24 protein-coding genes are annotated in these 26,731 nt (G+C 65.3%); 18 read left to right on the top strand and 6 right to left on the bottom strand.

Translation table 11 applies throughout. The features are described 5' to 3' along the window. The first annotated feature begins 167 nt into the window (after positions 1-167). From P8Y39_00635 to P8Y39_00560, 16 genes are read left to right on the top strand one after another with little or no spacing between them, the layout of a single operon-like run. Entirely contained in the window at positions 168-662 is a 495-nt protein-coding gene (locus P8Y39_00635; GenBank protein ID MEJ2190838.1) for a ubiquinol-cytochrome c reductase iron-sulfur subunit, read from the top strand. A 56-nt stretch (positions 663-718) separates the two neighbouring features. Further along, positions 719-2,902, top strand: a complete 2,184-nt coding sequence (locus P8Y39_00630; GenBank protein MEJ2190837.1) for a cytochrome b N-terminal domain-containing protein — start codon at positions 719-721, stop codon at positions 2,900-2,902. 1 nt (position 2,903) lies between these two features. Then, entirely contained in the window at positions 2,904-3,305 is a 402-nt protein-coding gene (gene ndhC, locus P8Y39_00625) for an NADH-quinone oxidoreductase subunit A (GenBank protein MEJ2190836.1), read from the top strand. After that, positions 3,289-3,930 carry an NADH-quinone oxidoreductase subunit NuoB gene (gene nuoB, locus P8Y39_00620; GenBank protein MEJ2190835.1) on the top strand — a complete coding sequence of 214 codons (642 nt, stop codon included), beginning with the start codon at positions 3,289-3,291 and terminating at the stop codon, positions 3,928-3,930. Before ndhC ends, nuoB begins: the two co-directional genes overlap by 17 nt. Before the next feature lie 15 nt (positions 3,931-3,945). After that, complete coding sequence (gene nuoC, locus P8Y39_00615; protein MEJ2190834.1) at positions 3,946-5,718, top strand: NADH-quinone oxidoreductase subunit C/D; 1,773 nt, start codon at positions 3,946-3,948, stop codon at positions 5,716-5,718. Between the two features lie 25 nt (positions 5,719-5,743). Next, complete coding sequence (gene nuoE, locus P8Y39_00610; GenBank protein MEJ2190833.1) at positions 5,744-6,205, top strand: NADH-quinone oxidoreductase subunit NuoE; 462 nt, start codon at positions 5,744-5,746, stop codon at positions 6,203-6,205. Next, the gene (gene nuoF / locus P8Y39_00605; GenBank protein MEJ2190832.1) at positions 6,202-7,503 is read left to right on the top strand and encodes an NADH-quinone oxidoreductase subunit NuoF; all 1,302 of its coding nucleotides are present in this window, start codon (positions 6,202-6,204) and stop codon (positions 7,501-7,503) included. Before nuoE ends, nuoF begins: the two co-directional genes overlap by 4 nt. A gap of 1 nt (position 7,504) precedes the next feature. Next, the gene (gene nuoG / locus P8Y39_00600; GenBank protein MEJ2190831.1) at positions 7,505-10,210 is read left to right on the top strand and encodes an NADH-quinone oxidoreductase subunit NuoG; all 2,706 of its coding nucleotides are present in this window, start codon (positions 7,505-7,507) and stop codon (positions 10,208-10,210) included. A gap of 2 nt (positions 10,211-10,212) precedes the next feature. Then, the gene (gene nuoH / locus P8Y39_00595; protein MEJ2190830.1) at positions 10,213-11,166 is read left to right on the top strand and encodes an NADH-quinone oxidoreductase subunit NuoH; all 954 of its coding nucleotides are present in this window, start codon (positions 10,213-10,215) and stop codon (positions 11,164-11,166) included. 7 nt (positions 11,167-11,173) lie between these two features. After that, complete coding sequence (gene nuoI / locus P8Y39_00590; GenBank protein ID MEJ2190829.1) at positions 11,174-11,689, top strand: NADH-quinone oxidoreductase subunit NuoI; 516 nt, start codon at positions 11,174-11,176, stop codon at positions 11,687-11,689. Positions 11,690-11,708: 19 nt separating this feature from the next. Then, positions 11,709-12,227 (top strand): NADH-quinone oxidoreductase subunit J, encoded by a 519-nt coding sequence (nuoJ, locus tag P8Y39_00585; protein MEJ2190828.1) that lies wholly within the window; start codon positions 11,709-11,711, stop codon positions 12,225-12,227. Next, on the top strand, positions 12,224-12,532 hold the full coding sequence (gene nuoK, locus P8Y39_00580) for an NADH-quinone oxidoreductase subunit NuoK (GenBank protein ID MEJ2190827.1): 309 nt from the start codon (positions 12,224-12,226) through the stop codon (positions 12,530-12,532). The genes nuoJ and nuoK overlap by 4 nt, the downstream gene beginning before the upstream one ends. 4 nt (positions 12,533-12,536) lie before the next feature. Next, positions 12,537-14,405 (top strand): NADH-quinone oxidoreductase subunit L, encoded by a 1,869-nt coding sequence (gene nuoL / locus P8Y39_00575; GenBank protein MEJ2190826.1) that lies wholly within the window; start codon positions 12,537-12,539, stop codon positions 14,403-14,405. Next, on the top strand, positions 14,402-15,931 hold the full coding sequence (locus P8Y39_00570; protein MEJ2190825.1) for an NADH-quinone oxidoreductase subunit M: 1,530 nt from the start codon (positions 14,402-14,404) through the stop codon (positions 15,929-15,931). The genes nuoL and P8Y39_00570 overlap by 4 nt, the downstream gene beginning before the upstream one ends. Next, positions 15,918-17,336 carry an NADH-quinone oxidoreductase subunit N gene (locus P8Y39_00565; protein ID MEJ2190824.1) on the top strand — a complete coding sequence of 473 codons (1,419 nt, stop codon included), beginning with the start codon at positions 15,918-15,920 and terminating at the stop codon, positions 17,334-17,336. The genes P8Y39_00570 and P8Y39_00565 overlap by 14 nt, the downstream gene beginning before the upstream one ends. Positions 17,337-17,386: 50 nt before the next feature. Then, positions 17,387-17,827 (top strand): SRPBCC family protein, encoded by a 441-nt coding sequence (locus P8Y39_00560; protein ID MEJ2190823.1) that lies wholly within the window; start codon positions 17,387-17,389, stop codon positions 17,825-17,827. Between the two features lie 476 nt (positions 17,828-18,303). On the opposite strand, the gene P8Y39_00555 is transcribed toward P8Y39_00560, so the two are convergent. The 5 genes from P8Y39_00555 to P8Y39_00535 are packed head-to-tail and all read right to left on the bottom strand — an operon-like array spanning position 18,304 to position 23,255. Then, positions 18,304-19,554, bottom strand: a complete 1,251-nt coding sequence (locus P8Y39_00555) for a Ni/Fe hydrogenase subunit alpha (GenBank protein MEJ2190822.1) — start codon at positions 19,552-19,554, stop codon at positions 18,304-18,306. Then, a complete protein-coding gene (locus P8Y39_00550) occupies positions 19,544-20,323 on the bottom strand; it encodes an oxidoreductase (protein MEJ2190821.1) in 780 nt (259 codons plus the stop codon). The genes P8Y39_00555 and P8Y39_00550 overlap by 11 nt, the downstream gene beginning before the upstream one ends. 38 nt (positions 20,324-20,361) lie before the next feature. Beyond that, positions 20,362-21,177 (bottom strand): FAD/NAD(P)-binding protein, encoded by an 816-nt coding sequence (locus tag P8Y39_00545; protein ID MEJ2190820.1) that lies wholly within the window; start codon positions 21,175-21,177, stop codon positions 20,362-20,364. Continuing rightward, positions 21,152-22,213: a 4Fe-4S dicluster domain-containing protein gene (locus P8Y39_00540; GenBank protein MEJ2190819.1), complete on the bottom strand. Its 1,062-nt coding sequence runs from the start codon at positions 22,211-22,213 to the stop codon at positions 21,152-21,154. Before P8Y39_00540 ends, P8Y39_00545 begins: the two co-directional genes overlap by 26 nt. Then, the gene (locus tag P8Y39_00535) at positions 22,191-23,255 is read right to left on the bottom strand and encodes a GAF domain-containing protein (protein ID MEJ2190818.1); all 1,065 of its coding nucleotides are present in this window, start codon (positions 23,253-23,255) and stop codon (positions 22,191-22,193) included. Before P8Y39_00535 ends, P8Y39_00540 begins: the two co-directional genes overlap by 23 nt. 127 nt (positions 23,256-23,382) lie before the next feature. Here P8Y39_00535 and P8Y39_00530 point away from each other — a divergent pair, with 127 nt between their 5' ends. Together P8Y39_00530 and fen are read left to right on the top strand one after the other, a co-directional pair. Continuing rightward, the gene (locus P8Y39_00530; protein ID MEJ2190817.1) at positions 23,383-25,053 is read left to right on the top strand and encodes an ATP-dependent DNA ligase; all 1,671 of its coding nucleotides are present in this window, start codon (positions 23,383-23,385) and stop codon (positions 25,051-25,053) included. A gap of 7 nt (positions 25,054-25,060) precedes the next feature. Continuing rightward, entirely contained in the window at positions 25,061-26,059 is a 999-nt protein-coding gene (gene fen, locus P8Y39_00525; protein MEJ2190816.1) for a flap endonuclease-1, read from the top strand. A 22-nt stretch (positions 26,060-26,081) separates the two neighbouring features. On the opposite strand, the gene P8Y39_00520 is transcribed toward fen, so the two are convergent. Beyond that, positions 26,082-26,636: a tetratricopeptide repeat protein gene (locus P8Y39_00520; GenBank protein ID MEJ2190815.1), complete on the bottom strand. Its 555-nt coding sequence runs from the start codon at positions 26,634-26,636 to the stop codon at positions 26,082-26,084. Positions 26,637-26,731: the final 95 nt, after the last annotated feature.

Below are 26,731 nucleotides of genomic sequence, written 5' to 3'. Positions count from 1 at the left end.
CCTTTCAACGGTTTCGGGCCGTCCCGTTCTTTTTTCTTCTTTTCCCGTTGACGGGTAGGGGAAAATGCTCTACCATCCTAATCAAGCGTTACCTTCGAAAAGCGGCTTTTCGCAGATATCAAAGAGGAACGGAGAAAATGGAGCCTGCAAGGACGGAAGAACGGGACGTGCCGAAAGGGCGGAGGCGGTTTCTCAAGTGGACCCTCGGAGCCCTGGGGGCCCTGAACGGCCTTCTCCTGGGGGTCCCTTTCGTCAAGAACCTTTTTACCTCTCCGCCCGCCGAGAAGAACCCCTTCGAGAAGGTGACCGACCTTCAAAACCTGCCCGTGGGCCAGCCAATGGACCTGCACTTCGACGTGCGGGAGAAGAAAGCGTACTACCATGAGGTGGTCGAGCACAGGGTGTGGGTGATAAAGCATCCCGAGGGCGTGACCACGTTCTCGCCCATCTGTCCCCACATGGGGTGCTACTACAAGTGGGACCCCAAGACCGGACACTTCGAGTGCCCCTGCCACGGCAGCGTTTATGCCAAGGACGGCCGCGTGCTGGCCGGCCCGGCGCCGCGACCCCTGGACACCATGCCCCACAAGGTCGAGAATCATACTCTCCTGGTCGAGTGGGTCCGCTACAAGGTAGGCATTTCGAAGAAGGTGCCCGTATAGGAATTATGCGGACGTCGATAAAGAATTGGCTGGCTCAGAGATGGCCTTTCTCGAGCGTGGCCCACATTGTTCTGGACGAGGAGATACCCGGCGGCGCCAGTTTCTCTTACAGCTTCGGCAGCGCGGTCCTGGTCCTCTTTTCGCTTCAGGCCCTTACGGGGGTCATGCAGCTTTTCTACTACGTTCCCACGGAGCACGAGGCATACAACAGCCTCACCTACCTCAGGCGAGAGGTGCCCTTCGGCTGGCTCATCCACGGCCTGCACTACTGGGGAGCCCAGCTCATCATCATGGTGGTCGGCCTGCACATGGCCAGGGCCTTTCTCTGGGGGGCGTACAAGAGGCCGCGAGAGCTTACCTGGCTTTTCGGCGTAGCGCTGTTCCTTACGCTCATGGCCCTCAGTTTTACCGGTGCTCCCCTGCACTGGGACCAGGCGGGCTACTGGGCGGGCCAGGTGGGCACGAACATCGCCGGCGTGGTGCCGGTGGTGGGCAATTACCTCAGGGTTTTTCTCCGGGGAGGGGAGACCATGGGGCAGCTCGCCCTGAGCCGCCTCTTCGGCCTGCACGTGGCCGTGTTTCCCCTTCTGCTCACGCTCCTTTTCGGCTTTCACATCGTGGCCATGCGCCGCGGGGGGAGCGTGGGGCCCTGGAAGGAAGAGAAAAGAAGGACCACCGGCCCGTTCTGGCCGGACCAGGCCTTGAAGGACGCGCTTTTCGCTTCCTTCATATTCTTTATTCTGATTGCTCTCGTGGTATTCCTCCCTCCGGACTACAGCGGCCCCGCCGACAGGCTGGACACCTCCTACGTGCCCAAGCCGGAATGGAACTTTCTCTTTCTCTACGAGGCCCTGAAGTACTTCCAGGGCCCCTGGGAGCCTGTGGGCGCGGTGGCCGTGCCCGGGGCCCTGGTGGCCATTCTCGTCCTGTTGCCCTTCGTCGACCGCAGCCCCGAGAAAAACCCTTTCAGGCGGCCGGTGGCCATATCGTTTGCCATTATCGTCGGGGCCGTCATCCTGGCCCTGAGCATAAAGGGTTACCTGAGCAAGGGGTACGGCAGGGCGCCAGCGGGAGGGCAGACACAGGCCCGGCAGGGCGGCGGCGACCCCGTGGGAGAGCACCTCGCGGGCCTGCTCCTTGCCGGCCTGGGCGAGGCCGCCCAGGCGCCTGCGGGGGGAGACCCCAAGCTGCCGGCGCCCGAGGGTAATGTAAATCCGAGGGCGGTGGGCAAGGCCGTGACCCTCACGGGAGACCCGGAACGGGGCAAGAGCCTCTTCGCAGAGATATGCGCAGCCTGCCATGGCGCGGAGGGAAAGCACGGACATCCAGACCCGGGCTCCAGCATGGGGCATGTCCCTGACCTCAACCCCATTGCCCGCAGCCTGTACAGCAGCGACCCCGCCGAGTTCGCCAGGAACGTGGACCGTTTCGTCGAGCACGGCTCCGTCCCCAAGGGGCCGAACCCCGAGATATCCATGCCCTCGTTCAGCGAGACCCTCAAAGCCCGGCAGATAGCCGACGTCATCGCCTACGTCATGAAGCTAAACGGCGTCACCGCGGCCGGGCCACCCGTAGCCAAGGCCCAGGCCGAGGCCTCGTCCAAGGAGCAACCGAAAGCCCAGGCCAAAACTTCGCCCAAAGAGGAAAGATCGAGGCCCAAGGCGCCGGAAAAGACGGAGGCCGCGCCCGCACCGGCAGAAGAGGGTCCTCCCCTGCCCAGCCCCAAGGGGAAGGCCAACCCCCGGGAGGTGGGCCCGGCCGCCTACGTCGTGGGAAGCGCCGGGCACGGAGGGGTTCTCTTCAAGGAGCAGTGCCAGCGCTGCCACGGCCCCGAGGGGACGAAGGGAGCGTTCAACCCCGGCTCGCAAAGCGGCCACGTGCCGACTCTCAATCCCATCGACCGGGCCTTGTACAGCGACGACCCGCTGACCTTCGCCAAGAACATCGACAGGTTCATCCAGCACGGCTCGGTCCCCCCGGGTCCGGGCCCTGCCCTGCACATGCCTAATTTCGGGGACAGCAAGTCCCTGACCCAGCAGGAGATAGCAAACATCATAACCTACGTTTTGAAGCTCAACGGGGTGGACAGGGGCAAGCTCATAGACCCGGGGGTCTCCCCCCGCACGTTCTTCGCGGTGGTGGCGGCGCTCTATGCCCTCATGCTCCTCGGCCTGGGTGGCCTCTGGAGCAAGAGGCGGCTGGCGGGAAGCCCCGGGGGAAAGACGGAGGAGGGGTCCTGAGATGAAGGGGGACACCATCTACTGGCCGCTGGCGGTTTATCTGGGGCTTGTCGTGGTCACGGTGGCCGTGATGCTCGTCGTGTCGTACCTTCTGGGGCAGCGGCGGGCGGAGAGGGCCACCGAGGAGCCCTACGAGTCGGGCATGGCCCCCATAGGGACCAGCAGGCTCCGCTTCGACATCCAGTACTATCTGGTGGCCATGTTCTTCGTCGTCTTCGACCTGGAGTCGGTCTTCATCTTTTCGTGGTCCGTGGCCGTGCGGGAGGCGGGCTGGGCCGGCTACATCGAGATGGTGATATTCATAGCGGTCCTTCTGGCCGCGCTGGCGTACCTCTGGCGGGTGGGGGCGCTGGACTGGCCGCGCCCGCAGGTCACGGGGAGGCAGGATGAAGGAAGAGCGTGAATACGGCTCCTGGAAGATAAGCCGGCCCTGGCAGCCCCGGGCGTCCCTTGCGGAGGCGGTAAGCCGGAGCATCCTTCTGGCCAGGCTCAAGGACCTCATCGCCTGGGGCCGGAGCAATTCCCTGTGGCCCTTCAACTTCGGCCTCTCCTGCTGCTATGTGGAAATGGCCACCAGCATCACCAGCGTGTACGACATCGCGCGCTTCGGGGCCGAGGTCATCCGGGGAACCCCGAGGGAGGCCGACGTGATGGTAGTGGCGGGCACGGTCTTCAAGAAGGTGGCCCCCGTCATCAAGAGGCTCCATGAGGAGATGATGGAGCCCCGCTGGGTCATCTCCATGGGCTCCTGTGCGAACTCCGGGGGCATGTACGACATCTACAGCGTGGTGCAGGGGGTGGACCAGTTCCTTCCCGTGGACGTCTATGTGCCGGGCTGCCCGCCCAGCCCGGTGGCCTTCATGGAGGGGCTTCTCCTGCTTCAGAAGCTCGTGCGAAAGGAGGGCAGGCCCCTCACCTGGGCCCTGGGCTCCCAAGGGGTGCACAGGCCCGAGATGCCCTCCATGCGGGACCTCAAGAGGGCGGAGCGGCGGAAGACCGGCAGGCTCCGCCCGCCGGAGCACGTGTAGCGAGCGCCTGAACGCATGGGACAGGAAAGAGCGCAGGCAGTCAAAGAGGAGAAAAGGGTCGTCCGGGAGCTCACGGCGTCCTTCGGGCCGGAGGCCATAACGGCCGAGCAGGCCGCCGACGGCGTGCCCACCGTCTGGGTGTCCCGGCACAAGGCGCTCGACGTCCTGCGCTTCCTCAAGAGCGAGGCAAAGGAGCCCTATCGGATGCTCTACGACATAACGGCGGTGGACGAGCGGGTGCGCTCGGAGGCGCACGGCCTCCCCCGGGATGATTTCACCGTTCTTTACCACCTCCTGTCCCTGGAGAGGAACGAGGACATCAGGGTAAAGGTGCCCCTCGGCGAGGACCGCCTCTCCGTCGGGACCGCCGTCGGCCTCTGGCCCAACGCCGACTGGTACGAGCGCGAAGTGTGGGACATGTTCGGCATATCCTTCGACGGCCACCCCGATTTGAGGCGCATCCTCATGCCGGCGGGGTGGAAGGGCCATCCCCTCAGGAAGGACCACCCCGCCCGCGCCACCGAGATGGAGCCCTACGAGCTTCCGGAGGAGAAGGAGGCCATGGAGTTCCGGAAGCTTGAGTTCCGGCCCGAGGACTGGGGGCTCAGGAGGAGGCGGGAGGACACGGAGTATCTTTTCCTGAACCTCGGTCCCCAGCACCCCGGCACCCACGGCCTCCTGCGCATCATTCTGGAGCTTGACGGGGAGTTCATCGTCAACGCCGTGCCGGATATCGGATTTCACCACCGGGGGGCCGAGAAGATGGGGGAGAGGCAGTCCTGGCATACCTACATCCCCTATACCGACCGCATCGACTACCTGGGCGGCGTGCTCAACAACCTGCCCTACGTCCTTGCCGTGGAGAAGCTCGCCGGTATCGAGGTGCCCGAGAGGGCCAAGGTCATCCGCGTCCTCGTCTCGGAGCTTTTCCGCCTGGCAAGCCACCTGGTCTGGTACGGCACCTTCGCCCAGGACCTGGGGGCCATGTCCCCGGTCTTTTATACCTTCAACGACAGGGAGGTCATCTTCCGTATCGTCGAGGCGGTCACCGGGGGGCGGATGCATCCGGGCTGGTTCCGCATCGGCGGGGTCGCCGAGGACCTTCCCCGGGGGTGGGAGAAGCTGGTCAGGGACCTTATCCGCTACCTGCCCCGGCGGCTCAGGGAGTACGACCGCATCGTCATGCAGAACAGCATCCTGAAGGCCCGTACCAAGGGCATCGGCCGCTATGCCGCCGAGGAGGCGGTCCAGTGGGGCGTGACGGGTCCGGGCCTCCGGGCGACGGGCGTGGAGTGGGACTTCAGGAAGAAGAGGCCGTACTCCGGCTACGACTGGTTCGAGTTCGATATCCCCACGGCCGAGGGAGGGGACAGTTACGACCGCGCCGTGGTCCGGGTGCAGGAGATGCGCCAGAGCCTGAGAATCGTGCAGCAGTGCCTCATGAACATGCCCTCCGGCCCGTACAAGGCGGAGCATCCCGCCTCGACGCCGCCCCTCAAGGAAAAGACCATGGTTCATATCGAGACCCTCATCGACCACTTTCTGAACGTCAGCTGGGGGCCCGTGGTGCCGGCGGGGGAGGCCTTCCAGGCGGTCGAGGCCAGCAAGGGCTCCAACGGCTACTACCTCATAAGCGACGGAGACACCATGCCGTACCGGGTGCACATCCGCACCCCGTCCTTTGCCCATATGCAGATGGTCCCGGCGATAAGCCGGGGGCTCATGATACAGGACCTCCTGGCCATCCTGGGAAGCGTGGACTTCATCCTGGCCGACATAGACAAATGAACCGTCGTTTGCGGGAGAAGACGGGATGCTCACGGAAGAAGAAAAGGAAGAGATAAGAAAGAGCCTCAAGGACGTCGTGCACAAGAGAGAGGCCGTCTCCGACGCCCTGAAGGTCGTCCAGAGACACCGGGGCTGGATCTCCGGCGAGCTCCCCGAGGTGGCCGAGATGTTGGGGATGTCGCCCGCCGAGGTGGACAGCATCGCCACCTTCTACAGCCTCATCTTCAGAAGGCCGGTGGGCAAGCACGTCATTCTGCTGTGCGACTCCTTCTGCTGCTGGATAATGGGCTACAGGGAGGTTTTCGAGCACCTGAGCACGCGGCTGGGCGTGGGCTTCGGGGAGACGACGGAGGACGGGCAGTTTACCCTGCTTCCCGTCTGCTGCATAGGGGCCTGCGGCGTGGCCCCCGCCATGATGGTGGACGAGGAGCTTTACGGAGACCTGACCCCGGAGAAGATAGACAGCATCCTGGAGGACTACAAGTGACGGCGGGCACGGAGAGAAAACCGTTGACCGGGGCCTTCAGGGCCGACGGCGCCGCGCCGACCCTCGGGGAGTACCGGAAAGCCGGAGGCTACGAGGGCCTGAGGAGGGCCCTCAAGGAGATGAAGCCCGGGGAGGTCACCAAGGAAGTCCTGGCCTCCGGCCTCCGGGGGCGGGGAGGGGCGGGATTCCCCACCGGGAAGAAATGGAGCTTCATGCCCATGGGTGAGAAGGCCCGCCATCCCAAGTACTACACCTGTAACGCCGACGAGATGGAGCCCGGCTCCTTCAAGGACAGGGTCTTGATGGAGGGCAACCCCCACCTGCTGATAGAGGGCATGGCCATAGCCTCCTACGCCCTGGAGGCCAGCACTGCGGTCATTTTTCTCCGGTGGGCGTATCACGCCGCGCGGAAGCGCCTGGAACGGGCCATAGCGGAGGCTTACGACGGCAATTTCCTGGGCGAAAACATCATGGGCACGGACTTCAGCCTCCGCCTGCACGTGCACTCAAGCGCCGGACGCTACATGTGCGGGGAGGAGGCCACGATGATGACGGCCCTGGAGGGCAGGCGCCCCTTCCCCCGGGCCAAACCTCCGCACCTCTCCGTCTGCGGCCTTTGGGGAAAGTCCACCGTGAACAACAACGTCGAGACGATATGCAACGTCCCCCACATCGTAAAGAACGGAGCCGCGTGGTACAAGGGCCTGAGCCGGACCAAGGAGGGAGGGACCAAGCTCTACACGATGGCCGGCCGGGTGCAAAGGCCGGGTGCCTGGGAGCTTCCCATGGGCACCACGATGCGGGAGCTTCTGGAGGAGCACGCCGGAGGCATGCGCGAGGGATACCGGTTCAGGGCGGCCATCCCGGGTGGGGCCTCCACGGAGTTCGTCCTCAAGGGGCATCTGGATACGAAGATGGATTTCGACAGCATGCCGGAAAGCGGAAGCAGGCTGGGGACCGGGACGGTGGTCGTCCTGGACGACAGGACGTGCCCAATAGGTACCACGTGGAGCCTCATGGACTTCTTCAGCCGGGAGTCCTGCGGCTGGTGCACCCCCTGCCGGGAGGGCCTCCCGTGGATAGCCCGCATCCTGGAGGCCATCGAGAGGGGCGAGGGGGAGCCCGGCGACATGGACATCCTGAGGGAGCACTGCCGCGACCTGGGGTCGGGCCGCACGTTCTGTTTTCTGGCCCCGGGGGCCATGGAGCCCCTGAGAAGCGCGCTCAGGTACTTCGAGGACGATTTCATGAGGCACATCCGGGAGAAACGCTGCACGTACGGAAGGGCGGGGCTCTAGGATGGCCACCATTTACGTGGATAACGTGCCGTACGAGGTGGAAGACGGGCAGAACCTGCTTGAGGCCTGCCTCACGCTGGGGTTCGACATCCCGTACTTCTGCTGGCACCCCGCCCTTGACTCCGTGGGCGCGTGCAGGCTCTGCGCGGTCAAGGTCTTCAAGGACGAGGAGGACGCGAAGGGAGAGCTCGCCATGTCCTGCATGACCCTGGCGGAGGACGGCACGCGGCTTTCCGTGGACGACCTTGAGGCCCGGGCTTTCCGCGCCAAGGTCATCGAATGGCTGATGATAAACCATCCCCACGACTGCCCTGTCTGCGACGAAGGCGGGGAGTGCCACCTGCAGGACATGACCGAGATGACGGGGCACGTGTACAGGCGGTACAGGTTCACGAAGCGGACGTATCGCAACCAGTACCTGGGCCCCCTCGTCAACCACGAGATGAACCGCTGCATTCAGTGTTACCGCTGCGTGCGCTTCTACAAGGGATACGCGGGGGGGCGGGACCTGGACGTCCTGGGCTCCCACGACCACGTGTACTTCGGGCGGTACGAGGACGGCGTCCTGGAGAGCGAATTCAGCGGCAACCTGGCCGAGGTCTGCCCCACGGGGGTTTTCACCGACAAGACCCTCAAGGGGCACTACACGCGGAAATGGGACCTTCAGAGCGCCCCGTCCGTCTGCGTGCACTGCGCCCACGGGTGCAACACCATCGCCGGGGAGCGCTACGAATCCCTGCGGGTGATACGCAACCGCTACAACAGCGTCGTCAACGGCTATTTCCTCTGCGACCGGGGCCGCTTCGGCTACGAGTTCGTAAACAGCCCGGAGCGCATCGGCCGCCCCCTGCTCAGGGAGAGCGGATGGGGGCGCGTGCCGGTGGACCCGGAGACGGCGCTGAGGCAGATGGCCGACGTCCTGCACTTTGGGGCCCGGGTGGTGGGGGTGGGCTCGCCGAGGGCTTCGGTGGAGGCGAACTTCCTCCTTCGGGAGCTGGTGGGCCCGGAGAACTTTTATGCCGGGGTCCCGGAGAGCGAGCTTCAGGCCCTCTTGGCCATCCTCGCCGTACGCCGCACCTGCCCGGCCCCGGCGCCTACGCTCCAGGAAGCGGAGTCCTCGGATGCCGTTTTCGTCCTGGGCGAGGACATCTCGGCCACCGCCCCCCGGATGGCCCTTGCCCTGAGGCAGTCCGTTCGCCAGGGGCCCATCGAGCTGGCCCTTTCCTACGGCATTCCCCGCTGGGAAGACACGGCCTTGCGGACCTTCGCCCAGAGGGAGGAGCAAAACCCCCTCAGTATCGCCACGCCCGCAGCCACGCGGATAGAGGACATCGCCAGCCGCACCTACCGGGCCTCGCCCGGGGACATCGCCAGGCTGGGCTTCGCCGTGGCCCATGCGCTGGCCGGCGGCGCCCCCGGGGTCTCCGCCCTCCAGAAGGGCGTGAGGAGCCTGGCCGAGGACATAGCGGGCGACCTCAAGCGGGCCAAAAGGCCCCTTGTGATATCGGGCGCGGGCGCGGGGACGGCGGCGGTCCACGCTGCGGCCAACGTGGCCCGCGCCTTGGCGGAGGCCGGAAAGGAGTGCAGGCTTTACCTCTCGGCTTTCGACTGTAACAGCATCGGCCTCGCCCTGATGAGCGAAAAAGGGCTCGGGAAGGCGTATGAGACGGTAAGGGGCGGAGGGGTGGAGGCGGCCGTCATCCTGGAGGCCGACCTTTACGCCAGGATGGAAGCCGCGCGGGCCGAGGAGTTTCTGGATGCCTGCCGCATCGTGGTCCTTGACTCCCTGGCAAGCCCCACCGCGGAGAAGGCCGACCTGGTGCTCCCCGCCGCCACGTTCGCCGAAGGGAGCGGCACGCTGGTAAACAGCGAGGGCCGGGCCCAGAGGTTCTTCGAGGTCTTCCCGCCCCCGGAGGGGGTGCGGGAGAGCTGGCGGTGGCTCCGGCAGATGATGCTGGCCGCCCGCTGGCCCGAGGCCGCGCGGTGGGAGACCCTGGATGCCCTCCTCAGGAGCATCGAGGAGAAGCTGCCCCGGATGCGGGGCGTCGCCCGGGCCGCCCCTTCCGCGGGCTTCAGGGTGCGGGGGCTCAGGGTTCCCCGCCAGCCCCACCGCTACAGCGGCCGGACGGCGATGCACGCCGACAGGACCCTCCATGAGCCCAGGCCCCCCGAGGACCCGGACTCTCCGCTGGACTTCTCCATGGAGGGATACCCGGGGACGCCGCCCCCTTCCCTCATCCCGCGCCTCTGGGCGCCCGGATGGAACTCCGTGCAGGCCGTGGACAAGTATCAAAAACAGGTCGGGGGCGTCCTCAGGGGCGGAAGCCCGGGCGTCCCTCTTCTCCGTGCCGCGGAGGCGGCGGAGGGCGCCTACTATGGGGACATCCCCGAGCCCTTCGCCCGGCGGGAGGGGCGGTGGCTCCTCTGTCCGCTTCATCACGTGTTTGGCTCCGAGGAGCTGAGCGCGCGGGCTCCGGGCATCGCCGCGCTTGCGCCCAAGCCTTACGTAGCCCTGGGAGAGGAGGACGCCCAGGGGCTCGGCGCCTCCGGAGGCGAGGAGCTTCTCGTCGTTTTGGGAGAGGCGACCCTCAGGCTTCCCCTCGTGCTCAAGCCCGAGCTTCCCCGCGGGGTGGCCGGCCTGCCGTCGGGCCTTCCGGGGCTCCGGTGGATGAGAAGCCCCCTCTGGGGGGAGGTCCGGAAGGGGTGACCATGGAAATTCTGATACCCGTCTTGAAGGTCCTTTTTGTCTTCGTCGCGGTGATGGTCGTGGCCCCGGGACTCATCTGGCTTGAGCGCAGGCTTCTGGGGCTCTGGCAGGACAGGTACGGTCCCAACCGCGTGGGGCCTTTCGGCATCCTGCAGGTCCTGGCCGACATGCTGAAGGTCCTGGCCAAGGAGGACTGGATACCGCCCTTCGCGGATAAGGCCCTCTTCGTCTTCGCGCCCACCATCGTCGTGCTGGGCGCTCTTCTGTCCTTTGCCGTCATCCCCTTCGCCCCGGGGCTGGAGGTCATCGACCTCAATGTGGGGCTCCTCTATTTCCTCGGCCTGTCCTCCCTGGCGGTCTACAGCATAGCCTTCGCCGGATGGTCCTCCAACAGCAAGTACTCCCTCCTGGGAGGGTTGAGGGCCTCGGCGCAGATGGTGAGCTACGAAGTCTTCATGGGCATCTCCCTCATGGGGGTGGTCATGCTGGCGGGCTCTTTCAGGCTCTCGGACATCGTCGAAGCGCAGAAGGACCTGTGGTTCTGCATCCCCCAGTTTCTGGGGCTGGTGGTCTTCCTGATAGCCGGGACGGCCGAGACCCGCCGCCTGCCCTTCGACCTGCCGGAGGCCGAGAGCGAGCTGGTGGCGGGTTTTCACGCCGAGTACTCCGGGATGAAGTTCGGCCTTTTCTTCGTGGGCGAGTACATCGGGGTGACCCTCGTCTCGGCGCTCACGGTCACCCTTTTCTTCGGCGGCTGGTTGGGGCCGTATCTGCCGCCCCTGGTGTGGTTCGCCCTGAAGACGTTCGCGGTCGTCTGCTTCATCATCCTGCTCAGGGCGTCGCTGCCGCGGCCGCGATACGACCAGCTCATGGCATACGGGTGGAAGGTGTTGCTTCCCCTGTCGCTTCTGAACCTTGTGGTCACCGGCGGCATACTGCTTGCCGCGATGGGGTGAAAGATTCGTGCTGAGCATACTGAAAACCCTCTGGAACGTTTTTCGCCACCTCGCCCGGAGGCGGGTGACCGTCCAGTATCCGGAACAGAAGCTCTATATGCCTCCGCGGTGGCGGGGCCGCATCATCCTCTCGCGGGACCCAGAGGGCGAGGAGCGCTGCGTGGCCTGCTACCTCTGCGCCGTGGCCTGCCCGGTGGACTGCATCGCGCTTCAGGCCGCCGAGGACGAGTACGGCCGGCGCTACCCCGCCTTTTTCCGCATCAACTTCTCCCGCTGCATCCTCTGCGGTTTCTGCGAGGAGGCCTGTCCGACCTACGCGATACAGCTCACCCCCGACGCCGAGTTCGGCGAGTACAGGCGGGAGAACCTGGTCTACGAAAAGGAAGACCTCCTCATAGACGGCGAGGGCAAGTACCACGGCTATAACTTTTACAAGGTGGCGGGGCTTGCCGTCAAGGGCAAAGACAAGGGAGAGGCCGTGGACGAGCGGCCTCCCGTGGACGTCAGGGACCTCATGCCCTGAGGGAGCGAAAGGGGCAGGCATGGAAGTCGTTTTTTACATAACCTCGGTGGTGGCCGTCCTTGCCACCATGCTTGCCGTGACCCGGCGAAACCCCATCCACGCGCTTTTGTACCTCATCGTCTCGCTTCTTGCGGTGGCCGTCATTTTCTTCATACTGGGCGCTCCCTTCGTGGCCGCCTTGGAGGTCATCATCTATGCCGGGGCCATCATGGTCTTTTTCGTCTTTGTCATCATGCTTCTGAACCTGGGCGAGGTCCCTCCCCGGAGGGGCGCCCGCTGGATGGTCCCGGAGATGTGGGCAGGGCCGGCGTTTCTTTCCCTCGTTCTGGGCGGGGAGCTTCTGTATATCCTTTTTCACCCCACCGGGCTTGCCGGCGGGGCGGAAGAAGTCCTCCCCAAGGCGGTAGGCATAGCCCTTTACGGGCCGTACGTGCTGGGCGTGGAGCTGGGCTCGATGCTTCTTCTGGCCGGGCTTGTCGGGGCCTATCACCTGGGACGGAGGGAGGACGTCCCGGAGAAGAGGGGAGGGCCGGGATGACCGCCGTATTGTTCGAGCATGCGATGGTCCTGGCCGGCGTCCTCTTTATCATCGGCCTCTTCGGCGTGCTCCTCAGAAGGGAGGTCATCTTCATCCTCCTTTCCATAGAGGTCATGCTCAACGCCTCGGGCCTGGCCTTCGTGGCGGCGGGGTTTCGCTGGGGCCAGCCCGACGGGCAGGTCATGTACATCTTTATCCTGGCCTTGGCGGCGGCGGAAGTGTCGGTGGGCCTGGCCTTCGTCCTGGGCATCTCGCACCGGTACAGGACGCTGGACATGGACCAGGTCAACAGGATGAAAGGGTGACGGCGTGCTCGACTTTCTCTGGATAGTGCCGGCGCTTCCCCTGGCGGGCTTTGCCCTTCTGGCCGTCTGGGGCCCCCTGATGCCCCGCCGGGCGGTCTCGGCGGTGGGCGCGGGTTCGGTCGGCCTTGCCGCCATTGCCGCCGCGGCGTGCGGCCTCGGGTTCGCCGGCCTGGGCCCCGGGGCGAAGGGTTTCACCCTGGTCCTCTGGCAGTGGATTGACGTGGGGGGCTTCTCCCCCCGGGTGGCGCTCTACCTGGATGGCCTCTCCGTGGTCATGACCCTGGTGGTCTCCTGGGTGGGCTTCCTCATCCTCGTCTATTCGGCGGAGTACATGGAGGAGGAGGATTACAGCCGCTTCTTCGCCTACATGGACCTCTTCGTGGCTTCCATGCTCATCCTGGTCCTGGCCGACAACCTCACCTTCCTTTACCTGGGCTGGGAGGGCGTGGGGCTTTGCAGCTACCTGCTCATAGGCTATTGGTACAAGGACCCCGCCAACGGGTGGGCCGCCCAGAAGGCCTTCATCGTGACGCGCGTCGGGGACGCCGCACTGGCGGTGGGGATTTTCCTCATCTTTCACGCGCTGGGCACCACGACGATACAGGAACTGATGGGTGTCGCCCAGAAACAATGGGCGACGGGCTCCGGCGCGGCCTCGCTGGCGGCCTGGCTCCTCCTGCTCGGCGCCCTGGGGAAGTCGGCCCAGCTGCCCCTTCAGACTTGGCTTCCCGACGCCATGGCGGGCCCCACGCCGGTGAGCGCCCTCATCCACGCCGCCACCATGGTGACGGCCGGCGTCTACCTGATAGCCCGCACCCACGTCATCTTCACCCTGGCCCCCTCCGTGCAGCTGGCCGTTGCGGTCATCGGAGCCCTGACCCTGTTGCTTGCGGGCATGAGCGCCCTGGCCCAGCGCGACATCAAGCGTGCCCTGGCCTACTCCACGATGAGCCAGATAGGCTATATGTTCCTGGCCCTCGGCGTGGGAGCGTGGGCCGCAGCCATATTCCATTTCATGACCCATGCGTTCTTCAAGGCCCTCCTGTTCCTGAGCGCGGGCGTGGTCATCCATGCCCTGAAGCACGAAAGGGACATGTTCCGCATGGGAGGGCTCAGGAGAAAACTGCCCCTGGCCTTCTGGACGTTTCTCGTAGGGGCGTCCTCGCTCTCGGCGCTCCCCCTGATTACCGCCGGGTTTTACAGCAAGGACCTCATCATAAGCGATGCCCTCTTTTCCACGGACGGCGGACCTTGGCTCTGGGGGGCGGGTCTCGCCGGGGCCCTGATAACGTCCGTTTATTCTTTCCGGATGGTTTTTCTGGTCTTCTTCGGCCAGGCCAGGGGCAGGGTGGTGTACCGGCCCGGCCTCCGCATGAGCGTCCCCCTTCTGGCGCTGGCGACATTGTCCATCGCGGGAGGATGGATAAACGTGCCCCACGCCCTGACCGGAGCGGCCGGTGTCCTCCCGGCCCTCCAGGAGCGGACCCTCCCGGTCCCCCGTATCCTGATAGAGTTCGTCACCTCAGCCACCTCGCTCCTGGGGATATACCTTGCCTTTTATTTCTACGTGCTCAGGCCGGACTCCGTGCGCTCGCTGGCCCGGACGGGGCCGGGCGGGGGGCTCCGGGCGCTCCTGCACGGGGGATGGGGCTTCGACCGCCTCTATGATGCGCTCCTCGTGCGGCCGTTTCTCTTTGTGGCCCGCGTCAACAAGGACGATTTCGTGGACCTCTTCTATACGGGGGCGGCCTGGTACAACGGCGTCGTGCACGGCTGGCTCAGCGCCACCCAGTCTGGCAAGGTGCGCTGGTACGTCACCGGGATGGCCTTCGGGGCCATCCTCGTCCTGGGAATGATGATGGTGTTCGCATGATACTCGTCCTGCTCGTGGTCATCCCTCTTTTGGGGGGCGTCGGGGCGGCCCTGGCGGGCCGTTTCTGGAAGGGCACGCCCCGGTACGTCGCGCTTTTCGCCCTTCTTGCCGACTTCGCCCTGGTGCTGCCCCTTTTCGGGGCCGCCGCGGCACAGGGTGCCCAGGCAGGGGGCTGGCTGGCCTCGCTTCAGGTGCGGTGGATTCCCCAGCTGGGCATCGGCTTTCACCTTGCCGCCGACGGGCTGAGCGTCATCCTCGTCGCGCTGACCGCTTTTCTGGGCCTGGTGGCGGTGGCCTCCTCGTGGACGGAGATAACCGAGAGGGTGGGGTTTTTCTACTTCAACCTGCTCTGGTGCCTGGCCGGGATTGTCGGGGTTTTCCTGGCCCTGGACCTGTTCCTTTTCTATTTCTTCTGGGAGCTCATGCTGGTGCCTCTGTATTTCGTCATCTCCATATGGGGACACGAGAACCGCCAGTACGCCGCCGTCAAGTTCTTCATCTTCACGCAGCTCAGCGGGCTTTTCATGCTCGCGGCCATCCTGGGGCTGTACTTCATCCATTGGCGGGCCACGGGAGAACATACCTTCGACTACGTGGAGCTTCTGCGGGCCTCCCTGGGCCGGACGGCCTCGCTCTGGCTGATGGGCGGTTTCCTGGCGGCCTTCCTCGTAAAGCTGCCCGCGTTCTTCTTCCACACCTGGCTGCCCGACGCCCATACCGAGGCCCCCACGGCCGGGAGCGTCATCTTGGCGGGGCTCCTGTTGAAGACCGGGGCGTACGGGCTTTTGCGTTTCGCCGTGCCCCTCTTCCCCGAAGCCGCGGCGGCCCTTGCCTGGGGGGGCGTCGTGCTGGCCGTGGCGGGCATCCTCTACGGGGCGGTGATGGCCTTCTCCCAGACCGACCTCAAGCGGCTGGTCGCCTATACGAGCGTGAGCCACATGGGCTTCGTCCTCTTGGCCGTCAGCATCTGGAACAACTGGGCCCTGGAGGGAGCGGTGGTGCAGATAGTGAGCCACGGCATAAGCACCGGGGCGCTGTTCGTCCTGGTCGGAGAGCTTCAGGAGCGGGTGGGCTCCCGCGAGATGGCGGCCGTGGGCGGCCTCTGGTCGGCGGCACCCCGCATGGGGGGCATGGCCATGATCTTCGCCCTGGCCTCCGTGGGGCTGCCCGGGATGGGGAATTTCGTCGGGGAGTTCCTGGTTCTGCTGGGAGCATACAAGGTGAACCCCTGGGCGGCGGGCATCGCGGCCATAGTGCTGGTGGCCTCGGCCATCTACGGCCTCTGGTTCATGCAGCAGGCCTTTTTCGGCGGGAAGAGAGAGGGGCTTGAGTTCCCCGACCTCCGGGTGCGGGAAGTCCTCACCCTCTCGGTCATGGCTGCCCTCATCATCGCCATCGGCATCTATCCCGGGCCCGTGCTCAGGACCGCCCGGCACGGCATCCAGAACCTGAGCCGCCTGTCGCAGGCCGCCCAGGTGGAGGCGGCACTGACGGAGCCCATGGAGGGCATGCATGAGAGCAAATGACCTTCTGCCCCTCATCCCCTTTCTCATCATGGGGGCCGCCCCGGTCCTGGTCATGCTCGCCCTGGCGGTCAAGCGGCATTACGACCTGACCTTCGGCCTCACGGCGGCGGCGCTTTTCTTCTCCGCGGCCTCCCTGAGCTCACTATCGGGCCTGCCGCACCCGGTGACGAGCCTGCTTGTCCTGGACACGTACGCGGTCTTCTACCTCGCCCTCATCCTGGTCTCCGCGCTGGCCGTGGCCATAATGTCCTACGGCGTCATCCAGAGGGGGGGCGGCATCCGCGAGGAGTACTACATACTGCTTCTCTTGGCCTCCCTGGGCTCCATGGTCCTGGTGGCCGCGGCCCACCTGGCCTCCTTCTTCCTCGGGCTGGAGATACTGAGCGTCTCGCTCTACGCCCTCATCGGGTACCGGCGCGCGCACGAGCCCGGCATAGAGGCCGGCGTAAAGTATCTCGTCCTGGCGGGAGTTTCGTCGGCCTTTCTGCTTTTCGGGATGGCCCTTCTTTACCTGGAGGCGGGCACCATGGAGTTTGCCGCCCTGGCCTCGAGGCTCTCCCACCCCGGGTCGGCCCTGGCCCTGACGGGCATGGGGATGGTGGTCGTCGGGGTGGGGTTCAAGCTGGGCGTGGCCCCCTTTCACATGTGGACGCCGGACATCTTCGAGGGGGCCCCCGCCCCGGTGGCGGGCTACGTGGCCACCATATCCAAGGGAGCGATGTTCGCCCTTCTTGTGCGCTATTTCTCGGGCCTGAGCTTTGCGGAGACGGGTCCCCTCTTTGCGGTCCTGGCGGTTATCGCCGTGCTTTCGATGTTCGTGGGCAATCTGCTGGCCCTCAGGCAGCAGAACGTCAGGCGCATTCTCGGGTACTCGTCCATCGCCCACATGGGCTATATCCTGGTGGCCTTCCTGGCAAGCGGCCAGATGCGGACGACGGCCGTCACGTTTTACATCACCGCCTACGTGGTGACCATGCTCGGGGCCTTCGGCGTGGTGACGGTCCTCTCCGAAGCACAGCGGCGCACGGGCCATCTCGACGAGTACCGGGGGCTCTTCCGCCGGAGCCCGTGGCTGGGCGGTGTTTTTACCTTCGTCCTTTTCTCCCTCGCGGGCATCCCCCTGACGGCGGGATTCATCGGAAAGTTCTATGTCATTGCCGCCGGAGTCGGCGCGGCCCACTGGGCCCTGGTAGTGACGCTCCTTGTAAACAGCGGCATCGGCCTGTACTACTATCTGCGCATCGTGGCTGCCCTCTATGCCCCGGCAGCCCCCGGGGAGCGGGTTTTGGCCGGAGCGGGAGAGAGCCTGGTCCTCGGCGTCCTGGCCCTCGCCCTCCTGTGGTTCGGGGTCTATCCTGGCTCCCTCATCGCGGTTATCCAGGCGTTGAGCCTGGGAGGCCCCTAGAGGAGGCGGCAGGCACTTGATGCGCGGCTGGAGACGAGGAGGAAGGTGACATGCCGGAAGTACACGTCAAGGAAAGCATCACCATAAAACGCAAGGCCGGCGACATATACGGGTTCTGGCGGCACTTCGAGAACCTCCCCCGCTTTATCGACCATCTGGACTCCGTCGAGGACCTGGGGGGCGGGCGCAGCCGCTGGACCATCAAGACACCCGTGGGGGACCTCGGCTGGGAGTCGGAAATCGTCCGGGACGAGGAGAACGAGGTCATCGAGTGGCGCTCGCTGCCGGGCTCCCGCGTGCAAAACAGGGGGGCGCTGAGCCTCGCGGAGAAGGAAGGGGGCGCCACCGAAGTGACCGTGGAGCTCTCCTACAAACCCCCGGGGAAGTACAACTCTTTTCTGGAGGACACGGTGCTTGACGTCGTAACCGGCGAGCAGATGAAAGAGGACCTGAAAAACCTCAAGCGGATGATGGAGTCCGGAACACCCTAGAGCAATCTAACTTGACCTGTGGCCGATTTAAGGGAGAGGGAGAAGAGGTGGGTTAGGGAGTCAGAAGAGTTGCATTGTTATTACGGGGCGCTCCGCCCCCGGCCCCGGTTTTTTTAATTATCTATCTCCCCAACTCACCCATCCTCTCTTCCCCTCTTAGTTCAAAAGTGGGGAAGAGAGGATTATTCTGCGGCAAGGAGTCTTATTACTGTCCGGGCGGCCTTATGTGAGTGACGAATGGGTGGAACAGCCTCTTGAAACGCCCTGCACCGGCCCTATCGGGCCGGAACGTTCGCAGACCTCTTTCTTTATGCAACGGCGGCCGCCCTCCATAGGCAGTTCCTCCAAAGAAGTCACTGCCGAGCCGCCTCAGGTCAAACGGCTACGACAAGGAGGCCTTCGGCTACATAATTTATTAAATTGCTCTAGGGAATCCGCACCGCCTGAGCGGCTTGTCCGTCCGCCGGTGGGTGGCGTCAGTGTACGGAGCAGGAAAAGCAGGGGTCGTAGGCCCGGACGAGCATCTCTGAGAGGAGGGCAATCTCGTCCTTTTCCTCCCCGGCGTGTTTCTCGATGAGCTTTCTCAGGTTTTCCTCCAGCCCCATGAAATTGTGGGCCGTGGGCGTCACGATGTTGGCCCTGACCACGTGGCCCCTCCGGTCGAGGGTGTAGGAATGGAAGAGAAGGCCCCGGGGAGCTTCGGTCAGGGCGGAGCCCTCGCCCTCCCGGGGACGGACCTCCACCCAGGGCCGCCCGCCCGGAAGGGTCGCGAGTATCTCTATCATGCGGCTCAGGACATGCACCACCTCCACCGCCTGGGCCAGGTTGTTCAAAAAGGGGTTGTCCGCCGGCGGACCGAAGCCCACACCGGCTGCGGCTGCCTTGGCGTCGTCATGGAGCTGTGCGAATTTCAGGTTCGTCCTGGCCAAGGCCCCCACCATCAGGGCCCCCCGTCCCTTGACCATGTTCCGCTTGGCGTTGGCGTGGGGCACCTGTGTTTCCTCGATGTACTCCGGGTAGTCCTCCTCGGGCGCGTCGATGCCTCCGCTTGAGGCCAGCCTCCCGGCGTTGACGGCGTAACGGTTCGCGCTTTTGAGGGCGGCGTACTCGGCTTCGTTCGTGAGGTCCGGCACCGGGAGCCCCGCCACCATTTTCACCGTCTCCAGGGCGTCGGCCTTTATGCCTTCGAGTCTCCTTACGATGTCCCCCACCCGGTCTTGCGACGGGGGATTCGTAAAACCGGCCACCACCATGGATACGGGATGCAGCGCCCTGCCGCCGTAAAGCGCGCTTGCATCGTTCAGGACTTCCTTCATCCTGAGGAACCTTCCGACTTCGCCCTCGAAACGGGGCAGGAGCTCCGCGGCCGAGGCCATGCCGTGGAAGTCCGGGAGGGCAAGCATGTAAAGGTGCACCAGGTGGCTGGCCGCTATCTGGCTCAGGGCCATCACCTCCTGGAGGGCCACCGTCTGGGGAGGCGGCTCGAGCCCCAAGGCCCTCTCAAGGGCGCGGATGGCCGTCGTCATGTGCGATATGGGACATATCCCGCAGATGCGGGCCACGATGTCCGGGACCTCGTCGAACGTGCGCCCGGCGAGAAACCCCTCGAAAAACCGGGGGGGCTCCCAGATGTTCAGGACCAGCTCGGAGAGCTTGCCGTCCTTAATCTCGAAAGTGACGGCGGCCTCGCCCTCCACGCGGGCCAGATAGGCTATCTTATGCTTCATAGTGCTCCCGCACCTGCCGGTACTGTACGGTGTCGGCGCCGAACAGGGTAAACTTTCCCACGATGTCCTCCGGCGAAAGGCCCAGGGCCTCGAACGTCCTGGCCAGGGCCAGCCCGTTGGCCTGCTTCATCGGTCCCCAGCAGGAGTAGCACGCCCTCTGGTTCGAGGGGCAGAGGGCGCCGCAGCCGGCGTTGGTCACCGGCCCCATGCAGGGCATCCCGTGGGCCACCAGGATGCAGATGTTGTTTCTGGCCTTGCACTCGATGCAGACGCTGTACTCGAGGAAATCGGGCTTCTTTTGCATGAGCACCGAAGTGAGGGCCTCCTCCAGGTCCCGCTCCCCGGGAGGGCAGCCCTTTATCTCGCCGTCCACGCGCACATAGGCGTCAAGGGCGTGGGGCCGGATGGAATGGATGTTTTCGAGGTCCCGGTAGACCCGCCGCTGGACGTCGTCCTCGGGATGCGTGGCCTTGATGGCGGGTATGCCGCCGTTTACCGCACAGGAGCCGATGGCCAGCAAAAGGCGGCTCCTCCGGCGTATCTTCTTGAGCTCGTCGGCCTGCCAGGCCTCGGTGATGGTGCCTTCCACCAGGGCGAGGTCGAAGGGCCCTTCGGGCGTGCCCGCGCTTGAGACCATGCGGCAATAGGCGAAGTCGAAGCCCCGGAGGGTCTCCACGATGCGCCTCTGGAAGAAGATGAGCGTGAACTCGCATCCCGCACAGCAGGAGTACTTGAAGAACCCCAGGCGGGGCTTTCTCCGCGGCTGCATGTTCGGTGTCTTCTCCATTGCGTTGGTTGGCGCGCCCTTTAAAGCAGGCCGTCGGGGAACCTGCCGACGTCGCCGTAGCGGAAGACGGGCCCGTCCTTGCAGACGAAGGCGCTTCCGTGCTGGCAGTGGCCGCACTGTGCGATGCCGCACTTGAGCCGCCGCTCCATGGAGACGTATATCTGCCCCGGGGGCATGCCCTTCATGAGGAGCTTTCGGGCGGCAAAGCGCATCATGATCTCGGGCCCGCAGAGAAAGGCGACGGCCTGCGACGGCCTTTGCGCCACGTCCTCCATGTACTCGGTGACCAGGCCCACCCCCCCGTCCCAGGGGACGCCCTCGGGGACCTCGTCCACGGTAAGGTGCAGGCGAAAGTGTCTCCGCCAGCCGTCCAGCTCGTCCCTGAAAAGCATGCTCAGGGGGTCGCGGGCCCCGTAGACGAGGGTGACGTCTCCGGGCCGGTGTTCGCCTCGCACGATGGACTGCACCACGGGCCTCAGGGGCGCCATCCCCAGGCCGCCGGCCACCAGGACAAGCTCCATGTCCTCGGCGTTCCTCAGGGGCCAGGGGCTCCCGTAGGCGCCCCGGATGAAGATTTCGTCACCCTCGGCCATGGAGGCGAGGAAGTTGGTCACCCTTCCCACGGCCCGTATGGTGTGCTGGATGCCCTCCGGGCCGTGCAGCGAGCTCACGGAGATGGGTGCTTCGCCCACGCCGGGCCATCCGAGCATGTTGAACTGCCCCGGCAGGGCATGAAGGCTGTCTCCTTCCAAAGAGAGGGTATACGTGCGGACGTCCCCGGTCTCCCGCCTGATGTCCCTTATGACCGCCTTATCGGGCAAGAGAAGGTTTTTCACCGGGGCTCCTTTGTATCTCCTTGGCCATCTCCGTCAAGTCGATGCGCGTGGGGCACCACTGGATGCACCGCCCGCAGCCCACCGTGCCCATGGTGTCGAACTGGGCCGTGTAGTCGAGCTTGTGCATGACGAACTGCCTGAGCCGTGCGGCCCGCGTGCGCCTGAAGTTGCCCCCGTGCACGGCGGCGAACTTCTGGTCCTGGCAGGCGTCCCAGTGCCTGAAGCGCACGGTCTCGGTAAGCGCCATGTCCACGCGGTCCACGATGTCGTGGCAGAAGCAGGTGGGGCAGACCATCACGCAGTTGGCGCAGGAGAGGCAACGGCTGTCCGCCGTCTCCGACCAGACGGGATGCTCCGTGTTCCGAAGAAGAAGCTCGTCCAGGCCCTCCACATCCATCCTCTTGGTGATTTTCCCGCGCACCTCTTCTTCCCGCGCGGCCTTCCGCCGCCAGACGTTCTCTCCCACGGCCTCGCCCTCGATGCGCAGAAGGTCCCCGGCCCTGTCGCTTACGAGCTCCACCAGGTAGTGCTCGCCGAGGTCCGTAAGCACCGCGTCATAGCCTTCCCCGGCCCTGAGGAAAGGGCCCGTCCCCACGGAGGAGCAAAAGCAGAAGGGGGTGGGCTCCGTGCAATTGATGGCCACCAGAAGAGTATTTTCCCTTCTGGCGCGGTAGAAGGGGTCGTTGTGAAAGACCTTGTCCAGGTAAACGACGGCGTGTACGTCGCAGGCGTGCACGCCGAGGAGCAGCGTCTTGGCCGTCTCCGCCGGAAAACTCTCCACCTCCGCGCTTTCCCCTTCGGTGCGGAACCGGAGAATGTTCTCCCTGGACGGATAAAGGAAGAGCTTCCCCGGAGGAGCCATGGTGGAGGAATAGTCCATCTTCAATTGCCCGGCGGAGTCCACGCGGCTGAAGACGGTCTGTTCTCCCAAGGGGACCGGGCCGGCAAGCCCGTATGCGGGGCGCAGGGAGTCCAGGAGCCCCGGCAATGATTCCTTGGGCGTGAGGACGGCCTTACATCCGGGGGAAGCGCGCACCCCAGTCGTACCATTTCCAGACATCCCTGGTCAGCTCCTCGTACTCTTTCTGGATGTGCTCGAAGAGGCGCGCGTTCTCGATGGCAGCCGCCCCGTGGCTTGCCAGGGCGGAGATGTAATCGACCTCGGACCGGGAGAACTTGTAGGGATGAGCCGTATAGACCCTGAGGACGCCGAGCACCGTGCCCCGCGAGGTGAGGGGGACGGAAAGCAGCGCCCCTATGCCTTCTTCCCGGATGGCCTCCTGATACTGGAGCCTCCCGTCGCGCTCGACGTCGGATATCTCGACGACGTTGCCCGCGATGCATTCCCTGTCCAGGGGGCTTCTGGCCACCTCCACGGGTCCCTTGGCCAGATAGGCGTCGCTCAGCCCGTAGGTGGCCCTGATGTCAAGCCTCTCCCTCTCGGGGCCCAGGAGCCTGATGGAAGCGGCCTTGAGGTCCAGGGACTCCGCCGCCCGCTCCACGAGCCTGCCCAGGACCTCGTCCAGGGAGAGCGTGGAGCTCAGGGAGCGCGCCGTCTCGATGAGGGTTTCCATCCTCTCCCAGATGGTCGCCCTGTCTGCAAGGACCCCGCCCAGGGAGGTCAGGGTCCGGGCCGTCCTCCTCTCCACCTCCGAAAGCTCCCGGGGTGCGTCGCTGTACACCGCCACAAGGCCCAGGGCCCTGCCTCGCACCCGGAGGCAGTGGAAAGAGGCGGACCGCACGCCGGCCGACGCCAGGGCTTCGCCGTCCAGGACGTCGGACCTTCCCGCGATGTCCGGGACGTCCACCACCTCTCCCCCGAGCACCCTGAGCTCAATCGAGCCCTCCTTCACAGGGCGGGGACCGCTCGGGAGGAGGCCAATTGGGAGGCCGTGGGAGGCGGCGGGCACGAGGGAAAGCTTCTCCCGCTCGAAGAGATAGATGGCGCAGGCCCTGGCGTTCAGGGCGTTTGCCATGTTCCGGGCCAGCACGTTCAGGGTCTCGTCCAGTCCGTACGCCGAGGCAATCTCTTCGCAGAGGGAGCACATGTCGGGCGTGCAGAACTTGCCTGCTTCCATAGCCGAAAGCTATCAAAACGGGGTGTGGCTGTCAAGAAGCGGAGCATCCCCGTCTTCCGCCTGCCCCGGCATTTCTTTCTTTCATCCGGCCGGGGTGGTAGAGTGAAAGAAAAAAACTTTTCATGCGATGGATGAGACCCCTTTTGCCCGGCTCGCCGGCCTGTGCCGGGAGCTGGAGAGGACGAAGAAGCGTACGGAGCTTTCCCGGCTCCTGGGAGAATTTCTTATGGAGCTTCCTTCGGAGGAGGTCCCCGTCGCCGTCCACCTCGTCCTGGGCGACGTCTTTCCCAAAGCCGACCACCGCACCCTGAACATAAGCGGCTCGTCGTTTTTCGAGGCCCTGTCGGGCCTCCTCGTTCTCACCCGGGACCGGGTGGAGGACGCCTTCCGCAGGGCGGCCGATTTCGGCGAGGCGGTCCGCATCCTCCTCAAGGAGGGCGGGCACCGCCCTGAGGGCGGCGGGCTTACCATTTCCGGCGTCTACCGCGCCCTGGAGGAGATAGCCGGGGCTGCGGGGCCGGGCTCCCGGGCGCGAAAGCTCGACCTCTTGAGGGGGCTCCTCGCCCGCGCCAGTCCCCTGGAGGCCAAGTGCCTGGCCAAGGCCGTGGTGGGCGAGATGCGCCACGGCGTGGAGGAGGGCATGGTCCTGGAGTCGCTGGGCCGCACCCTGGGCATCGAGGGCGAGCTTCTCCGCCGGGCCAACATGCTCACGGGTGACGTGGGCCGCGTGGCCGGGGTGGCCATTGCCCGGGGCGCCGAAGGGCTCGGGGAAGAGAGCATCCGCCTTTTCCGGCCGGTCAAGCCCATGCTGGCCGAGATGGCAACGGACGTGGCGGAGGTCTTCGGGGCCATGGAGGCTCCCTTTTCCCTGGAGTACAAGATAGACGGCGCCCGCATCCAGGCGCACTGCGATGCGGGGAATTGCCGCCTTTACTCCCGGAGCCTGAGCGACCTGACGCCGGTCTTCCCCGAGGTTGTGCGCGACGTGCGGAGCGCGCTCGCTCTGGAAAGCGCGGTCCTGGACGGCGAGGTCGCGGCCCTGGACAGGGACGGCCGTCCCCTGCCTTTTCAGGTCCTGAGCCGGAGGCTCGGGCGGAAAAGGGACCTCAAGCGGATGATTGAGGAGCTTCCCGTGCGGGTTTTCTTCTTTGACATCCTTTACAAGGACGGCTCACTCCTCGTAGACCTCCCCTACGCCGAGCGCTGGGAGGCCCTGCGCCGGACGGGCCTGTCCCTCGCCCCCCGCATCGTGCCCCGGAGCCTGGCCGAGGGCGAAGCCTTCTTCAGGAGGGCCGTGGACGAAGGCTTCGAGGGGCTTCTGGCCAAGGCCCTCGGTTCGCCCTATAGGCCGGGGATGCGGGGCGGGCTCTGGCTCAAAGTGAAGAAAGCCATCTCCCTGGACCTGGTCATCACGGCTGCGGAGTGGGGCTACGGGCGGAGACGGGGCTGGCTGAGCAATTACCACCTTTCGGCGCGCGACGAGGAAAGCGGTGGGCTCGTCATGGTGGGAAAGACGTACAAGGGCCTTACGGATGGGGAGTTTCAGGAGATGACCAGGCGGCTTCTGGCCCTGAAGAGGGGCGAGCGCGGAGGCACCGTCTTCGTGGAGCCCCGGGTGGTGGTGGAGGTGCTTTTCTCCGACATCCAGAGAAGCCCCCGTTACCGGGGAGGCTATGCCCTCCGGTTTGCCCGCATCGCCCGCCTGAGGGAGGACAAGACCCCCCGCGAGGCCGATACCATCCAGAGCATCGGGAAAATTTACAGGGGACAGCTTGCGCCCCGGCCCGCGGAGGCGTAAGGCCGGTATGGGAGTGAACCTCGCACCCATCGCCCTCAGGGAGGAGAGCACTCTTGAGGCCCTCCGCGACAGGGTCCTGGCCGTGGACGGAAACGCGGAGCTGTATCAGTTTCTGGCCCTGATTCGCCAGCCCGACGGCACCCCGCTTCGGGACTCCCGCGGCAACGTTACCTCCCACCTGGTGGGCCTTCTGTACCGCTCTACCCGGCTCGTGAGCGAGCACGGGGCCCGGCTGGTCTTCGTGTTCGACGGGAAGCCCCCGCGGCTCAAACGGGAGGTCCTGGCCGGGAGGCGGCGGCTGAGGGAGCGGTACGAGCGGGAGTATCGGGAGGCACGGGCGCGGGGAGACCTCGCGGAGGCCTATTCCAAGGCCGTGATGACCTCGCGGCTTACCCCCTCGATGACCGAGGATGCCAAACGCCTCCTGGCCCTTCTGGGAATTCCCTTCGTTCAGGCGCCGGGGGAGGGCGAAGCGCAGGCCGCCCACATGGCCTCGTGGGGGGACGCCTGGGCCGTGGGAAGCAAGGACTTCGACTCCCTTCTTTTCGGGGCGCCGCGCCTGGTCAGGTTCGTCACCTTCACCGGCAGGGAGCGCCTCCCCAGCAAGGGAATCTCCCGCCCCCTCGTCCCCGAGATAATCCATGCCGGGAGAATGCTGGACAAGCTGGGCATAAGCAGGGAGCAGCTCGTGGACCTGGCCATCCTCATGGGGACGGACTTCAACCCCGGCATCAGGGGCATCGGTCCCAAGACGGCCCTTAACCTGTTAAAGAAACACGGGCGCCTGGAGGACCTTCCCGCCGAGGTCGGGAGGAAGGTGACGGAGCGCTACGAAGAAATAAGGGACGTCTTTCTGCGCCCCGAGGTGACGGACGACTACGGCATCTCCTTCGAAGAGCCCGACGAGGAAGGGGTTTACCGCTTTCTCTGCGAGGAGAGGGATTTCTCCCGCCAGAGGGTAAAGACGGCGGTGCAGAGGCTGAAAGCGCCGCCACGGAAAAGGTGAGGCCGGTTCTTCGAAGCAAGCCTTATTGGGCCGGGGGCAGCCCCTGCAGGAACTTCCGGGCCTCCCTGCCCATCGTGGTCTCAGGGCCCAGCTCGACGGCTCTCTCTAGGGCATCCCGGGCCTCCCTGGTTTTGCCGCTTGAGAGAAGGACGTACCCCAGGGAGAGCCAGATACGCTGGTAGGAGGGGTCCGCGTCCGTTCCTTTTCTCAATGTTTCGACGGCCTTGTCCTCCTGCCCCAGGTAGTGGAGGGCCAGCCCCAGGTCGTTGTAGGTGTCCGCGTCCTGCGGATTTCGCTTGAGGGCCTCTTCGTATTCGTCCGCCGCGCGGGCGAAATCCTGCTGCTCAAAGTACAGGTCGCCCAGGCTCGCGTAAAGCTCCGCCCGCTCCGGGCTGTTCCGGATCTGCTCCCGCAGGTTCCGCTCCTTCGCCGCAAATCCCTCTGCCGGTGCCGCCGGGACGAGGGGCTCCCGCTCCCCTCCCCGGCGAGGCAGGCCGGTGAGCACGAGGACGGCCCCGCCCACCAGGAGAAGAAGGACTAGGCCCAATATCCACTTCTTGTATGATGTCTCCGCCACGTGACCCCTTTTTTAGAGATGCCTTATGGTAACACAGCCCGGCGAAGGCTCTTCCGGTGCGCTTGCCCGTCATTTCTTTTTCCGGTACGCTTGGG

Source organism: Nitrospirota bacterium (assembly GCA_037386965.1).
In the GTDB taxonomy this organism is placed as follows: domain Bacteria; phylum Nitrospirota; class Thermodesulfovibrionia; order Thermodesulfovibrionales; family JdFR-86; genus JARRLN01.
The sequence above is the reverse complement of the archived record's forward strand: the minus strand, read 5'-3'. Positions and strand labels throughout refer to the sequence as shown.

Bases quoted from the DNA above. Each gene is read 5' to 3' on its own strand.
- P8Y39_00530 (MEJ2190817.1), top strand. From the start codon at position 23,383: ATGGATGAGACCCCTTTTGCCCGGCTCGCCGGCCTGTGCCGGGAGCTG.
- nuoB (MEJ2190835.1), top strand. From the start codon at position 3,289: ATGAAGGAAGAGCGTGAATACGGCTCCTGGAAGATAAGCCGGCCCTGG.
- nuoC (MEJ2190834.1), top strand. From the start codon at position 3,946: ATGGGACAGGAAAGAGCGCAGGCAGTCAAAGAGGAGAAAAGGGTCGTC.
- fen (MEJ2190816.1), top strand. From the start codon at position 25,061: ATGGGAGTGAACCTCGCACCCATCGCCCTCAGGGAGGAGAGCACTCTT.
- P8Y39_00535 (MEJ2190818.1), bottom strand. From the start codon at position 23,255: ATGGAAGCAGGCAAGTTCTGCACGCCCGACATGTGCTCCCTCTGCGAA.
- nuoH (MEJ2190830.1), top strand. From the start codon at position 10,213: ATGGAAATTCTGATACCCGTCTTGAAGGTCCTTTTTGTCTTCGTCGCG.
- P8Y39_00550 (MEJ2190821.1), bottom strand. From the start codon at position 20,323: ATGCAGCCGCGGAGAAAGCCCCGCCTGGGGTTCTTCAAGTACTCCTGC.
- nuoG (MEJ2190831.1), top strand. From the start codon at position 7,505: ATGGCCACCATTTACGTGGATAACGTGCCGTACGAGGTGGAAGACGGG.
- nuoJ (MEJ2190828.1), top strand. From the start codon at position 11,709: ATGGAAGTCGTTTTTTACATAACCTCGGTGGTGGCCGTCCTTGCCACC.
- P8Y39_00570 (MEJ2190825.1), top strand. From the start codon at position 14,402: ATGATACTCGTCCTGCTCGTGGTCATCCCTCTTTTGGGGGGCGTCGGG.
- ndhC (MEJ2190836.1), top strand. From the start codon at position 2,904: ATGAAGGGGGACACCATCTACTGGCCGCTGGCGGTTTATCTGGGGCTT.
- nuoE (MEJ2190833.1), top strand. From the start codon at position 5,744: ATGCTCACGGAAGAAGAAAAGGAAGAGATAAGAAAGAGCCTCAAGGAC.
- nuoK (MEJ2190827.1), top strand. From the start codon at position 12,224: ATGACCGCCGTATTGTTCGAGCATGCGATGGTCCTGGCCGGCGTCCTC.
- P8Y39_00560 (MEJ2190823.1), top strand. From the start codon at position 17,387: ATGCCGGAAGTACACGTCAAGGAAAGCATCACCATAAAACGCAAGGCC.
- P8Y39_00555 (MEJ2190822.1), bottom strand. From the start codon at position 19,554: ATGAAGCATAAGATAGCCTATCTGGCCCGCGTGGAGGGCGAGGCCGCC.
- P8Y39_00565 (MEJ2190824.1), top strand. From the start codon at position 15,918: ATGAGAGCAAATGACCTTCTGCCCCTCATCCCCTTTCTCATCATGGGG.